The organism is Sphingobacterium spiritivorum (assembly GCF_016725325.1).
Taxonomy (GTDB): domain Bacteria; phylum Bacteroidota; class Bacteroidia; order Sphingobacteriales; family Sphingobacteriaceae; genus Sphingobacterium.
In genome coordinates this window covers 2762723-2777365 of record NZ_CP068083.1, presented here as the reverse complement: position 1 = coordinate 2777365, position 14643 = coordinate 2762723, and the positions used below count along the sequence as shown (strand labels likewise).

General features: G+C 37.8%; 14 protein-coding genes. 6 read left to right on the top strand and 8 right to left on the bottom strand.

Features of this window, described 5'->3' with window-relative positions; translation table 11 throughout:
- Positions 1-36: 36 nt before the first annotated feature.
- Together I6J02_RS11475 and I6J02_RS11470 are read left to right on the top strand one after the other, a co-directional pair.
- A complete protein-coding gene (locus I6J02_RS11475) occupies positions 37-540 on the top strand; it encodes a DinB family protein (RefSeq protein WP_201678132.1) in 504 nt (167 codons plus the stop codon).
- Positions 541-735: 195 nt separating this feature from the next.
- The gene (locus I6J02_RS11470) at positions 736-1902 is read left to right on the top strand and encodes a hypothetical protein (RefSeq protein ID WP_201678131.1); all 1167 of its coding nucleotides are present in this window, start codon (positions 736-738) and stop codon (positions 1900-1902) included.
- Between the two features lie 66 nt (positions 1903-1968).
- Here the strand turns inward: I6J02_RS11470 and I6J02_RS11465 are convergent, their stop codons facing one another.
- A complete protein-coding gene (locus tag I6J02_RS11465; RefSeq protein WP_201678130.1) occupies positions 1969-3423 on the bottom strand; it encodes a hypothetical protein in 1455 nt (484 codons plus the stop codon).
- Between the two features lie 84 nt (positions 3424-3507).
- Positions 3508-6282 (bottom strand): TonB-dependent receptor, encoded by a 2775-nt coding sequence (locus I6J02_RS11460; protein ID WP_236581817.1) that lies wholly within the window; start codon positions 6280-6282, stop codon positions 3508-3510.
- Positions 6283-6573: 291 nt separating this feature from the next.
- Between I6J02_RS11460 and I6J02_RS11455 the strand changes: the two genes are divergently transcribed.
- Genes I6J02_RS11455 through I6J02_RS11445 form a run of 3 tightly spaced genes read left to right on the top strand, consistent with a single transcriptional unit; the run spans position 6574 to position 9064 of the window.
- Positions 6574-7212, top strand: coding sequence for an ABC transporter ATP-binding protein (locus I6J02_RS11455; protein ID WP_236581815.1), 639 nt, complete (start codon positions 6574-6576; stop codon positions 7210-7212).
- Positions 7213-7260: 48 nt separating this feature from the next.
- Positions 7261-8583, top strand: a complete 1323-nt coding sequence (locus I6J02_RS11450; protein WP_201678128.1) for an ABC transporter permease — start codon at positions 7261-7263, stop codon at positions 8581-8583.
- Position 8584: 1 nt separating this feature from the next.
- A complete protein-coding gene (locus tag I6J02_RS11445) occupies positions 8585-9064 on the top strand; it encodes a hypothetical protein (protein ID WP_003002170.1) in 480 nt (159 codons plus the stop codon).
- Positions 9065-9069: 5 nt separating this feature from the next.
- Here I6J02_RS11445 and I6J02_RS11440 read toward each other — a convergent pair whose 3' ends face one another.
- The 6 genes from I6J02_RS11440 to I6J02_RS11415 all read right to left on the bottom strand — a co-directional run bounded on the left by I6J02_RS11440 (position 9070) and on the right by I6J02_RS11415 (position 13366).
- Positions 9070-9783 carry a 16S rRNA (uracil(1498)-N(3))-methyltransferase gene (locus tag I6J02_RS11440; RefSeq protein WP_201678127.1) on the bottom strand — a complete coding sequence of 238 codons (714 nt, stop codon included), beginning with the start codon at positions 9781-9783 and terminating at the stop codon, positions 9070-9072.
- Between the two features lie 20 nt (positions 9784-9803).
- Complete coding sequence (locus I6J02_RS11435) at positions 9804-11117, bottom strand: hemolysin family protein (RefSeq protein ID WP_201678126.1); 1314 nt, start codon at positions 11115-11117, stop codon at positions 9804-9806.
- 8 nt (positions 11118-11125) lie between these two features.
- The gene (locus I6J02_RS11430) at positions 11126-11668 is read right to left on the bottom strand and encodes an inorganic diphosphatase (RefSeq protein WP_003002176.1); all 543 of its coding nucleotides are present in this window, start codon (positions 11666-11668) and stop codon (positions 11126-11128) included.
- Between the two features lie 7 nt (positions 11669-11675).
- A complete protein-coding gene (locus I6J02_RS11425) occupies positions 11676-12329 on the bottom strand; it encodes a DedA family protein (protein WP_201678125.1) in 654 nt (217 codons plus the stop codon).
- A gap of 135 nt (positions 12330-12464) precedes the next feature.
- Entirely contained in the window at positions 12465-12878 is a 414-nt protein-coding gene (locus I6J02_RS11420; protein WP_003012517.1) for an HIT family protein, read from the bottom strand.
- Positions 12879-13045: 167 nt separating this feature from the next.
- Positions 13046-13366, bottom strand: coding sequence for a winged helix-turn-helix transcriptional regulator (locus I6J02_RS11415; RefSeq protein ID WP_201678124.1), 321 nt, complete (start codon positions 13364-13366; stop codon positions 13046-13048).
- A gap of 142 nt (positions 13367-13508) precedes the next feature.
- On the opposite strand from I6J02_RS11415, the gene I6J02_RS11410 reads away from it, so the two are divergent.
- Positions 13509-14564 (top strand): saccharopine dehydrogenase NADP-binding domain-containing protein, encoded by a 1056-nt coding sequence (locus I6J02_RS11410; RefSeq protein WP_201678123.1) that lies wholly within the window; start codon positions 13509-13511, stop codon positions 14562-14564.
- Positions 14565-14643 lie beyond the last annotated feature (79 nt).

The window sequence follows — 14643 nt, the reverse complement described above, 5'->3', positions numbered from 1 at the left end:
TTACCGACCTTTAACAGGCATTAAAAACCATGTGTTATGAATTTAAATGATCAGGTAACTAAAAGTATAGACCATATTTTTGGACAATTCCATCAATCTTTGCAGACAACAGAAGAAACTCAACTAAACAGTATTCCTTTTGAAGACAGCTGGACTATCGGACAGACTGCAGACCATATTATTATATGCAGCAGTGGTATCCCGGATGAACATACTCAGGTATCGGAGCGTCCTTTTGATCAGTATATAGCTGTGCTGAAAGGAATGTTTCTAAACATGGATCTCAAATTTAAAGCAGATCCTTCTCTCCTCCCCCGTAAAAAACTATATACTAAAAATGAGCTTCTATCAGAAATAGATGTCAATAAATCAAACTTATTAAAAAGTATTGAATCCGCAGATCTTACTGTAATATGCACAGACATGGCATTTCCCCAAGTGGGTTATTTAACGCGCTATGAATGGCTTAGCTTTATAGGTTATCACACACAAAGACATCTTATACAGATCGAAAACATAAAAGGTAAGTTAAATAGCTAACCATTTAATAATTCAGTATTAGTCAGCCAGATGACAATATGCTAATTTCAAAAAGAAGATTTACCTCTGATTTGTAATTATGACAAAAAAATCATCTTTATTTTAAAATTTAGTATTAAATTTATATTAACACATTGTTACCAAAGTGTTAATAGAATGAAGAGGAGTTTTATACATATCAGATTTTTGTTCAGCATGGCATTAAGCATCTATTTTGGTGTTCAGACCGGTTATGCTCAAAATAAAAGTTTCGATTTTTATGAAAGTACTTTTAGTTACCATGCGGATCCTACAACTAATATTCCGTTTACTGACAGTTTATCTGACACCTCAATTAAGGCCTTCTATGACAGTTTATCTGCCGGCAGCTATCAGCCGTTAATAAATGACTTATTAAAATACAAAGAGCAATATGACCTGAATGATTGGTTATATTATCAGTTAGTACGTAAGACCGCCCAGAGCCTGAGCGCCAAATCGGATAATTATGCCAGATATACGCTGTACAAATGGTTTTTAATGACTAAATCCGGCTATGATGCCAGACTGGCCATTTACAAGGATCAGATTATATTTTATATCCGTAATGATGAGGATATTTCAGATATTCCATTTTTTACGATAGATAAAAAGAAATATATGTGTCTCAACTACCATGACTATGGCAAGATGTTTAATGGTAACGGTGCGTATAAGCCTGTAGAGATTACGGTACCGGAGGGTAAAAAAGATTTCAGCTATAAAGTGACACGTATGCCGGATTTCAGACCGGAACGTTATGTAGAAAAACAATTAGCATTTAAATACAAGAGCAAAGCATACCACTTCAAAGTAAAGCTTAATACAGATGTTAGTGATATCTTTGCAAACTATCCTGGGGTGGATTTCGAAACATATTTCAACATTCCATTGAGCAAGGAAACTTATGAATCACTGATACCTGTTCTCAAAGAGAATCTAAAAGGCATGAATCAAAAAAAAGGAGTAGACTATCTGATGCAGTTTACCCGCTACGCATTTTTATATGAAAATGATGAAGAAAACTTTGGTAAAGAAAAAAGATTATCTCCTGAACAAACACTGTTAAATCAATACAGTGACTGTGATGACAGAGCTGCATTATTCTTTTATCTGGTCAAAGAAATATATGACCTGCCGATGATTACACTATTGTACCCTACCCATATTACAATGGCTGTACAATTTGACAAACCCATTGGAGAGGCGATTCTGTACAATGGCAAGTATTACTCTATCTGTGAGCCTACCCCTCAAAAACAGAATCTGGCAATAGGTCAACTGGCTGATAATTTAAAGAATCAACGATTTGAGATCGTTTACCACTATGATCCCAAGCGATAAACATACATAAAACAAGAAAGGGGATGCTAAAAACATCCCCTTTGCTATTGTATACTGTGATCTTAATTATTTTACTGCTCCCGGAGTAGTGTAAGGTAATGTCTGAGGATCATAATGTGCCCAACCTTTAGTCCAGTCTTCCGTTCCGAAAGCACCTTTGTAAGCCACTTTTTCAAAATAGCTACCCGAAACTTTAGCATGTGTAAATACTGCGCCTGTAGCAAGCACAGAACCTGTTGCCAGCGTAAAGTCAGGATTTGCAGGAGTCTTACCAAAATCAGTTCCGTAGTTATATGGTGCTTTGTACATCGCTGTAGTGGCAAAAATTGCATTATCAAATGTATTATTACTTCTTAACAATGTGCTTAAAGCAGCGGAGTTTGTTGTAGAACTAATTTTCAAAGCATCAGTCTTCGATCCGATAAACAGATTGTTATTATATACTGCGGCTCCTGTAAGGAAATTATTAGATGTTGAATTTGCTGTAGTAACTTTTGTATCATCCACATATAATCCGATCGGGAAACCAGATACTACGGAGTTGAATAAGCTGATAGATGAATTTCTACGAACCTGATTTCCGTGCTGATAACTTGCATTTGCAGATCCGGAAGCTGTCTGAAGAGGCCCCAGAATAGTTACGTTAGAAAATACAGCTGATGTTTTTGGTGTAGCATCTGTACCGTCACCATTGTTGTCAGATTCAAAACCGTTAGATCCTGACTGATCCGCTACTGTAGCAACACGTTGTGCTAAAGCAAACTGAATATTTCCGGAATAACCAAAATCTGTATCGAAATCGTCATCCCATGTACCGATAGCCAATAAGTGCTTTGCGTTAACTGTACCTCCAAACCATTCGAAAGCATCATCTCCTGATCTGTAAACCTGAATATAATCCAGTGTAGTACCACTACCAACACCACCCATTGTCAATCCGTTGATCTCATTATCTACAGAATATGCAATACCGGCAAATTCAATACGTACATATTTAAGAACACCTGAATTATCAGCTGCATCTGTACCTCCGTAGAAGATATAGTTTTTCTCATCTTTTCCTTTTGGAGCTTCCAGACCACCTTCGATCTTCACATCAGTTCCCATATTTACAGGAGCTTTACCCAACAGGATGATACCACCCCAGTCACCATGACTTCTGGCTCCGGAACCTAATGCTGAAGTAAAGACAATAGGTTTATCAGCAGTACCTGTCGCATTGATTTTACTTCCTCTCGTTACTGTTAAAGTTGCTTTAGTAGCTTTATCACCTTTAATAATAGTTCCCGGCTCGATAGTTAACGTTGCTCCGTTAGAAACATACACAAAGCCTTTTAACAAATAAATCTTATCAGCAGTCCAGGTTGTATTAGAAGTGATCTCTCCTGAAATCTCGACTACATTACCATTATTGGTTCCTGGGTTTTCAGTATCAGGACCATTGTCTGAAATTGTTGTTTTTTTACATGCTCCAGCCAATAGTAAAGCTGATAAGGAGAATAATAAGAATCTCTTTTTCATTATTTTGTTTGTTAATTTATGATTACTAAGTAATACTTTTAAAATAAAACTGTCATTAACAGCGTGTTAAAAAATTATTATGCTTTAGAAAGTATAATTGAATGACAGCGAATAGTTTGAACCCGGTTTGTATTTATAATTTATCTCATTAGGCGTACCCAATGCTTTATTATCATAGTATGCGTGAACCGAACTATTGATAATATCACTTGCATTGAACTTAATCTCAGCTTTGTTGTTAATGACCTTATAACCGATCTGTAAATCCAGCACATCACGAGGAGCTTCCCATGTACTTGCAAAACGAATTCCGCTTGCCTGTGCAATTCTCTTTCCGATACGGTTATACAGAATGTTAAAGTTTAGTTTATTATCCATTGTGGAGTGTTGCAAACCTGCATTGATCACATAAGGAGACTGTCCTACCATAGGGCGGGTTTTGTCAATGTAGTTTTGATCTGTAGGGTTTTCAACTTTTGAGTGTACATAAGAGAAGTTGATATAACCTGTTGTATTCTCAAAAAATCTTTGTTCACTGATAAAATTTAACTTCTTACGGGCTTCCAGCTCAAATCCGTATAATTCAGCTTTAGGCGTATTGAAGAACGTGATATCAGGAGTAGAATTCACATCATAACGATAAGGCTCTATTGCATCTGTAAATTGCTTGTAAAAAACAGAGAAAGAGAAGATCTCTCCGGCAGTAGGATACATTTCAAACCTTAGATCGGCATTATTGATAGAACTGCGTTTTAAGTTTGTATTACCGGATATCATACCTAACTGCTCATAATCATAGAAGGAGAACGGAGCTAACTCACGAAATTCAGGACGTGCTACTGTACGGTAGTAAGAAGCACGAAGATTCGTTCTGTCGTCGATATTATAAGTAAAGTTTAGGGATGGTAAAAAGTCGATTTGTGTATCGTCAACTACTTTAGAAACTGTATTTAACTGTACATTATAGTTCTCTACACGAAGTCCGTATACAAAACGGAACTTATCCGCAAATTTCTGATCAAGCATTGCATATCCGAAAGCAGTCAGTGAATTTGCATCATACTTGTCACCGCTTCCTGAAATCTCACTGTATTTGAAGTAATTTTTGTTAATGAAATCTTCATTGAATATCTTGTCAGGAGACAACTGACGGATTTGATTCTGCAGCTCTACATCCATCTGATTTACATTCAACTCGAAACCTATAAAACGAGCGTCAAAATTACGTTTTCTGTATTGCGTTCCGGCACCAACTTTCAGTGTTGAAGGTGCATCCAGAAATTTCATCGGTCTGGAGTACCCTACTTCTCCGGAATAAATGTTTTCATTCAAATCAGAGAAAAGTCTTGTATTTTCTTTACCAATCGTAGTGATATTTGCCAGATAAGGAACTGTAGGATCATCCAGGTCATTCAGATTTTTACCGTAGTTGATCTTCATCTGATTAGGTTGCTGATTCAGAATATTACTCCAGGAAAGTGTCCACTTCAATTTGTCATTACGTTCTGTTAAAGCGTGTTCTCCTTCAAGTGTACTCTTGAACAAAGATTTTTGCAGAAGATCATAAGCGAAGAAACGATTGTCTGAAGAAGAACTGTTATTTATACCTGTTCTTTCGGTATAGATATTATCATAAGCTCTGTTGTAAAGATTCTTAAATGTAATTTTACTTCTTCCGAAGGAATAACCCAGATTTAATAAACCACCCAGATTGGAACTGAATCTGTACTGATTATCATTGTAATCATACTCATACCAGTCTCTCTTGATATCAGCAAATATATTCTGAGAGTTACGGTAACTTAAAGAGAATAAAGCTCCGAATCTATTGTTATTTTCAAATTGCTTTACTTTTCCTATACCAAACTGATAGCTTTGAGAAGGCAGTGCAGATGTATTATTGATCGCAAAATCATTTGGCAAAGACTTCAATACGAGTCTGTTCCATTTCTCCGAAAGCCCTGCATTAACTGTTTCTCTCGATGGGAAATTAGTCGCAAGTTTACTGGAACCATCATCAAAACCCATGTAATTCGCAAAATTTCTTTTTGTTCCTAAGAAATCCTTAAATGTGGAAGCTGTATTGTATCCGTATCCAAGACCGAATGATATAAAATCCTTTGTAGGGATATCAATAGTAGCTACCTGAACTGCTCCTCCGGCAAAATCTGCAGGTAAGTCAGGAGTAGCTGTTTTTGAAATTGTAATCTTATCAATCAGGTTTGAAGGAATGATATCAAATGAAAAAGCTCGTCTGTTTGCTTCAGTACTGGGAAGAACAGAACCATCTAACATTGCGACGTTATAACGATCACTTAAACCGCGGATAACAACAAATTTGTTGTCCTGTATAGTAGTACCACTCACGCGACGTAAGGCCTCAGATGTATTTTTATCCGGAGAACGTTTGATCTGTTCACTGGAAATACCATCCGATATAAGTGCGCTATTCTTTTGCTGTGCATATAAAGCACTAACAGATTCTTTTTTAAATGATCCCGTGATCACGACCTGATCTAATACTGTTCCTTCCGAATTGTCCATCAATACATCCAGATTAGTAACATCTTTATCTTTGATTTCTACTTCTGTAATTTGCTTAGTAGCATATCCGACATAAGAAAATTCTAATGTATACTTGCCAACAGGAAGTGCCGGAATATTGTAGATACCGGATACATCAGAACTTCCACCTCTGGATGTCCCTAATACTTTGACAGTTACACCGACAATGGTTTCGCTTGTTTTACTGTTAATAACTTTTCCTGTTACTTTTCCACTTTGAGCAAAAGCGTTGGCTGTAAACATCAACAGAAGTAATGTAATGGTTAAGCCCTGGAGTTTTAATTGCGATTTCAATTCTTTGAGATTTTTGTTTCCGCAAAACTATTATGGTAGTATTAGCATTGTGTTAACAACGGATTACTATTACATCAATTGGATGTTAAAAAATTATTAATACCCGGAATAAAATCCGGATAATTCATTAAATCACATTATATTACCATATCATTTTAAGTATTATGTTAAGCATCATTCCGTTAACATATCCCCAACATAGAATGTAATAATATAATGAAGGATTCGCTTTATTAATGGATTTACGGTATTTTTATGCAATTAAATTGCATTATCAAATTTCTTAACCCTATGGTTCACCACATTCTGACAGCTAAAGACTTATCTTTCCGGTATAAAAATGGAACTGCCTTAACATTTCCGGAGATAGAGATCAATAAAGGTCAACATACATTGTTATTGGGAGATTCCGGAAGCGGAAAGACCACGTTACTTCAGTTATTGGGTGGACTCTCACTTCCATCTACCGGATCTGTCGTACTGAACGGACAATCATTATATGATCTTAAGGGGTCTAAACTGGATGCTTTCCGGGCTCAACATATAGGATTTATTTTTCAGGAGGCACATTTACTCCGGAACCTGACTTTGCTGGAAAATATAAAAATAGCGCAAAGTCTGGCCAAATTACCTGTAGATGAAAAAGCAATACTTACTATGCTTGAACAGTTGCAGCTTATTGACAAAACAAAATCTTACCCCAACCAGCTTAGCCGTGGACAACTTCAGCGGGCAGCGATAGCACGTGCGTTGATAAATACACCTTCTCTACTTATTGCAGACGAACCAACTGCAGCATTAGATGATACAAATACCGCCCGGGTAATGGAATTACTGTTAAGTATTGCTGATCAATACGGATCGACATTGCTGATCGCTACACATGACAAACGCATAAAAGACAGATTCCATCATACGTATAATCTTTAATGAGTTATATGATTGGTATTTGATTTATTAACTTTGACCACGACACCCATGAATATATTAAAAATCGTTTGGAAAAACATCAGTAAACAACTTGGTTCCACCATTTTGAGCATCATTCTGACTGCGTTCGGAGCAGCTATACTATGCGTACTTTATGTGACAGGAGATAGTTTCGAAAAACAACTGGACAGTAACAGCAAAAACATCGATCTGGTTGTAGGTGCAAAAGGAAGTCCGTTGCAACTTATACTCAGTGCAGTCTATCATGTGGATAACCCCACAGGTAATATCTCACTGGCAGAAGCCAATCAGCTTAAGCAAAATCCTTTCGTTAAACTTGCTGTCCCGCTATCCCTTGGAGATAATTATAAAGGACACCGTATCGTCGGCACAAATGATGATTTTCTGAAGTTGTATGAGACGAAAGTTGCCGAAGGCAAATATTTTCACAAACCGTTTGAAGTTGTCGTCGGTCATGCTGTGGCCCAAAAACACCAGTTAAAAATAGGAAGTAAAATAAACAGTTCGCATGGACTCTCTGCCTCTGGTGACGATCACCATGACCACCCTTTTGTAGTGGTGGGTATATTAAAGAAAAATGACAATATCACCGACAACCTTATTCTATGCAGTCTGGAAAGTGTATGGGATGTACATGGTCTGGCACACGGACATGAATCAGACGATCATCATCATGCGGAAGAAGATCTGGAAGAACAGGTAGAAGCACATCTTCATCACCACGGTGAAGCGGAAGAAGAAGAATCTCACGACCATCCCCATGAAGAGTATGTTAAAAATATCGGCCAGGATCTGATCAAAGATCAAGGCGAGGAAATTACAGCTATGCTTATTCAGTATCAGTCACCCGCAGCTATCGCAATGCTGCCTAAACTGATCAATCAAAGTACAGCGATGCAGGCAGCATCACCTGCAATAGAAAGCGCCCGTTTATTTTCACTTTTGGGTGTAGGGATAGATTCGCTCACCATTCTGGCATACATCATTATGCTGATGGCAGGTCTCAGCGTATTCCTAAGCCTTTATAATGCTTTAAAACAACGTAAGTATGACCTGGCTGTTATGCGGACATTGGGCGCATCCAAAGTACGTTTATTCAGTATGGTCTTATTAGAAGGACTTATCATTACATTGCTTGGAGGACTGGCAGGCTTACTATTAGGACATGTAGCCTTATTCTATATCAGTACGCAGACAAGCCAGAGTGTTGACCTGATCGAAGTATTCAACATCAATCCGGATGAATGGTGGATTCTACTGATTGCCTGTGTGATTGGTGTTCTTTCTGCCCTTATACCGTCTGTCAAAGCTTATAATACGACAATTTCAAACACGTTATCAAATAATTAAAATGAGAAAACAGCTCTTATCCCTTATATTCTTACTGACTTTATCTACGTATACACTTGCACAGATAGGAAACAGAGATCCTAATGTTCCGGATCATACACCTATGATGAACAGCACCTGGGAAGCAATAGACAAGATGATGTATAAAGTCACTTATGAAGGGAGTAAAAAAATCTATACACCGACCTATCCTCCTGCACTGAAAGCACTGGAGAATAAGATTGTAACCTTACCTGGATATTTGGTCCCGCTGAATAGCGGTCGTAATCATAAAACGTTTATGTTATCGGTGTTACCCGTCATGCAATGTCAGTTTTGCGGGTCTAACGGAATTCCTCCTATGGTAGAAATTTTTATGAAAGGAGAATCTGTCAAATTCACAGATGAGCCTATCAAAATAAAAGGAAAAATGAAATTTAATCCGGAACCGCTAAAGGGTAATGCTGAAATTCAGATTATTGATGCTGTTTTGATTAAGTAACAGCTTTATCGGTTTAACAATGCCACTTCAACACAGGAGGTCAATGCAGCCGTTTCCGTTCGTAATCGTGCCTCTCCAAGTGAGATAGGTGCAAAACCGGAAGAAATAGTCTTGCTGATCTCCTCTGTAGAAAAATCTCCTTCCGGACCGATCAGTATCACATAATCCTGCTGAGGTTTAAAAACCTGACTAAGATATTGCTTTTCGCTATCTACGCAATGTGCAATTGCCTTTTGCGCCGACACCTGCTCCTGTTGTATTAGAAAATTAGTTAAAGTTATCGCTGGATTAAGCTTAGGCATATAAGCTTTGTATGACTGTTTCATTGCAGCTACTATCACTTTATTCAAACGATCTGGTTTAACCTCTTTTCTTTCTGAATGCTCACTGATAACAGGTGTGATTTCCTGCACGCCAACCTCTGTAGCTTTTTCCAGAAACCACTCAAAACGTTCTATATTTTTTGTTGGCGCTACAGCCATATGCAGATGATAAGAAGGCTTTTGAAAGGCTTCCTGAATTTCTATTATCTGCAAGGTTGTCCGTTTAGGGTGGGCATCTATAATCTCCGCCCGATAGAATCCTCCTCTTCCATCTATAAGATGCACCTGATCTCTGTTTACCAGTCTGAGTACCCGTATAGCATGTTTACTTTCCTCTTCGGTCAGTATAAAATTAGCGAAATGGGGTTCTATTTCCGGTGTATAAAACAGATGCATATTAACTAAAAAAGGGATATTTACTCTTCATCCTCATCATGAGGTGTCTCGATCAGTTCCAGCTTAACAAATTCAATATTCTGCTGTGTCTTTTTCATTATGGTAAAGGTATATCCATACAATTCTTTGTACTCCCCTACTTCAGGAATTTTGTCAAACAGATCACTTACCAAACCAGCCATAGTATCATAATCGGAACTTTCAGGCAGCTCCAAAGGCAAGTATTCATTTACATCATGAACACTTGCGCCGGCATCGATCATGTATTCCGTTTCCGAAATACGCTCTACAACCGGAGTTTCCTCATCATATTCATCCTGAATCTCACCGACCAGTTCTTCTACAATATCTTCCAGTGTAACCATACCTGCAGTACCTCCGAATTCATCCAGTACGATCGCAATCTGAATACGCTTCAGCTGAAATTCAGCCATCAGATCATTGATTTTTTTCGTTTCAGGAATGAAGTAAGGCTTACGCATGATGTTTTTCAATACCACTTCTTTCCCCTTCACGATGATAGGAAGAATATCTTTTGTATGAACAATACCTACGATCTGATCAATATTATCATCATAAATCGGAATACGGGAGTATCCTTCTTCTGTGACTGTATTAATAAATTCGTCCGCAGTTGCATCCTTATCTATTGCGATGATCTTGGTACGTGGTACCATTATATTCTTTACAATACGTTCGTTAAAATCGAACACATTTTTGATGAGCTCATGTTCAGAAAAATCCAAAGCACCACTTTCCTTACCTTTGTCTAGTAAATACTGCAGTTCCTCAGAAGAGTGATGAGATTCACTTGAATGAGGCTGAATACCGATCAGTTTTAATAAGAAATTGGCAAATCCGTTCAATACCCATATAAAAGGGATGAACAGATAATAAAAAACACGAAGAGGAATAGCTAATCTCATCGTTGTGGCCACCGGTTTTTGAATGGCAATTGACTTGGGCGCCAATTCACCAAGCACCACATGGAGAATAGTTATAATGGCAAATGCCAGCACATGACCACCTGTCTTAGCCCAACCTGCAGAGATATCTACACCTACAAATTGGAAAAAGTTGCCCACGATGTCAGTCATTACACGTTCTCCAATCCAACCTAAGGCAAGAGAGGCAAGTGTAATACCTAGCTGTGTGGCAGCCAGGTATCCATCTAAATGCTCTGTAATATTTTTAGCAACTTTTGCTACTTTACTTCCGGATTTGGCTTGTAGTTCTATTTGAGAAGCCCGAACTTTTACAATGGCAAATTCGGCAGCCACAAAAAAACCATTAGCAAGTACTAACAAGAGTGTCCAAAAAACATCGAGAGCCATTATTTAAGTTATTTGTTAACAAATGTTTGCTTGTACAACTCAAGACTTTCCAACAAGATTTCCTGCGCTTTCTCACGACCTTGCACACCTTCTACCACTACTTGTTTATTTTCCAAAGCCTTGTATGTTTCAAAGAACTGTACAATTTCCTTCATCGTATGAGGAGGAAGTTCTTCAATATTATTAATGTAATTCATTACAGGATCATTTTTGGCAACAGCGATGATTTTGTCATCCTGTTCACCTCCATCGACCATATTCATTACACCGATTATCTTAGCTTCAACCAGACTCATTGGCATAATATCTACTGAACAGATGACCAGGATATCCAAAGGATCCTTATCATCACAATATGTCTGAGGAATAAAGCCGTAGTTAGCAGGATAGGTAACTGCAGAACTCATTACACGATCCAAAATTAGCAGACCACTTTCTTTATCAAGCTCATATTTTCCTTTTGATCCGTTAGAGATCTCAATAATTGCATTGACTGATTCCGGCATATTACTTCCAGGAGAGACCTGATGCCAAGGGTTTTGTGTACTCATTTAATTATTACTGTTTATCTGTTGTTTTATTTTTTCTGTTTTTTATTGCCCTTTTCAGGAGTGCAATTACAATAGGAAGGAAAGCAATAGCTATCATCCCTACGATAATGTACTCGACATAATTAATGATTCCCGGAAATTTGACACCCAGAAAGTATCCGGATAATGTCAATAAGGTAACCCATAAAAAGGCTCCAAATACATTATAAATAACAAATTTCTTAAAATCGAGCTTAACTACACCCGCAAATATGGGTGCAAATGTACGAATAATCGGAACAAACCTTCCTATAATTAAAGCGGTTCCACCATATTTTTGGTAAAACTCTTCCGCCATTATAATGTACTTACGCTTGAAAATCCACGAATCCTTTCGTTTAAAGAGCATAGGCCCCGTTCGGTAACCAAACCAATATCCGGCAAAATTACCGGCTATACCTGCCAGCAAAATTCCAAAATACATGGTTTCAATACTAACATCAACTTTATTCAAAGCACAGAAAAGGCCGGCTAAAAACAATAAATAATCTCCCGGAAGGAAAAAACCAAAGAACAATCCTGTCTCGGCAAAAACGATCAATACAACTAAATAGAAACCTCCTGAACTCAGTAAATGTTCAGCGTCCATTAATTGTTGAAATGACAACAAAAACTCTTGCATATATCTAATTTAGTATACCGCTAACCGTTACCTGAAAAACAACTCAGGTAAGTACTGACATATTCAATATTTCCGAAAAACGAAAATGATGCCATGGTTATAAAATATACATGTTTGATGAAATAAAAACTACCGTTAGTTACTGTTTGTAACACTCGCAATTGCTTCTCTTATGTCCTCTGCTATTTTTGCCAGTTCCTCATCAGGCAGGCTTAGTTTTGGCTTTTCAAAATTCATATCATGAACGGCATTTAGTGGAATCAGATGAATGTGTGCGTGATTTACTTCCAGACCAACAACAGCAATTCCAACTTTACGGCAAGGAAAAACTTTTTTTATACCCTGTGCAACAATCTTAGCAAAGATCCACAGGCCCATATACTCATCATCAGAAATATCAAAGATGTAATCGGTTTCGCGTTTTGGAATCACCAATACATGACCTCGGGTCAAAGGCTGAATATCCAAAAAAGCCAGGTAATCAATACTCTCCGCAACCTTGTGTGCAGGGATTTCACCTGCAACAATCTTCGAAAATAGAGTTGACATGTTCTAATTTATTAAAGTGCAACAGCAAATATATGAAAAACGGGCGCAAATGTATGGAGACCTCTCAAAAATATGTGATTGAAAAGACGCAACAGACCACTATGCAAGCTGTTTTTTTTCCACACATCCTCACTTCCCTTATCTATTCCAGATACAATACGATTTTGCTAAGCCTGTTCTGCAGTCCACGTGATAATTCCGTCAATTAATTTTCGTAAAGACTTTCCTTTTTCAGAAAGAGAATACAGTACAACCATAGGTGCTTTAACGACCAACACCTCTCGTTTAAGCAATCCGTCATCTTCAAGCTCTCGCAACTGTTCTGTCAATACTTTTTTACTGATGCCAGGCATGGCTTCCAGCAGCAGGCTAAATCTGTTTCTGTCCTGCTCGACAAGATAAAGGATCACAGCTTTCCACTTCCCTCCTATCATCCCGAAAAAACCGGTCATTATACATGAATTGGCATCGTATATCTTTTTCTCCATAATACTGCATGAGAAATTATTCCGGCACAAACTTACAAACTAATCTGTACAATACTTTTCCTGTTTTTTTCTTATAGTTCCCATTTGGTAACTACTTGTCGGATCTTTTTGTTTGAAATACATTTGTCCAAAACACAAGAAAATGATTGGAAAAATACTGATTATAGGAGGATATGGTGCCGTAGGCCGTATTATAAGTGAGCATCTGTCTGAACGATATCCCGAACAAGTCATCGTTGCCGGCAGGAGCTTTGCAAAAGCAGAGCGACTTTCTGTGGAATTACAGAATCGCGTTATTCCTTCTCAACTGGATCTGAAAACAGACTTTGACAGTAGTATATTAGAAGATATCGTGCTGGTCATCATGTGCATAGATCAGGCAGACAGCATAATCATAGAGGAGTGTCTGAAAAGAGATATTCATTATATAGACATCACGGCAGACCAAAAAATGATCCGGAAAGCAGAAGCTCTGCAAAATAAGATAAAGGATAGTAAATCAACCGTTATATTAAGTGTAGGTTTGGCTCCCGGTTTGACTAACCTGCTGGCACAACATACGCTAAACACACTGGGGCAGGTTCAGGAGACAGATATTTTTATTCTATTGGGTTTAGGTGAAAAACATGGGGACTCCGCGTACAAATGGACTTTTGACAATCTTAATAAAGCCTATCCTATTGTTGTCAACGGGGAGACCCGGATTATTAAAAGCTTTACGTCACCAAAAAAAACTTTACTAAAAGGGTTAAGAAACTTCTATCTGTTCAATTTCTCTGATCAGCATACTTTTCTTAACACCACTCCTGTCAGAAAAGTATTTACGCGCATGGCTTTCGACAGTAAGCTGTTTACAAAAATAATGGCATTGATGACTAGCCTGAGACTCACATCTATTTTTAGTTATTCCGGATTGCAACGTCTATTGATCAGACTCTTTCATAACCTGACCATCGGAAGTGATATTTTTGGGATAAAGGTTGTCAGCAGAACCCCTGATCAAACAGAGATGTGTTGTACTATATCCGGAAATGGAGAAGGAAAAATCACTGCATACATGGCGACAGAAGTTGCTCATATGGTTCTGAAGAAAGCACTTCCCGCAGGAATACAGCATAGTCATCAGGTAATAACAGACATTCCTGCTTTTATCAGCAGTCTGAAGAAATACAATAACTCTCTGGAAGTTAACCTATAAAAAAAGCGGTTACAATATCTGTAACCGCTTTTTTATATGTTTATTTGAGATTATTGCGGTTATGGCAAAACCGCCTATA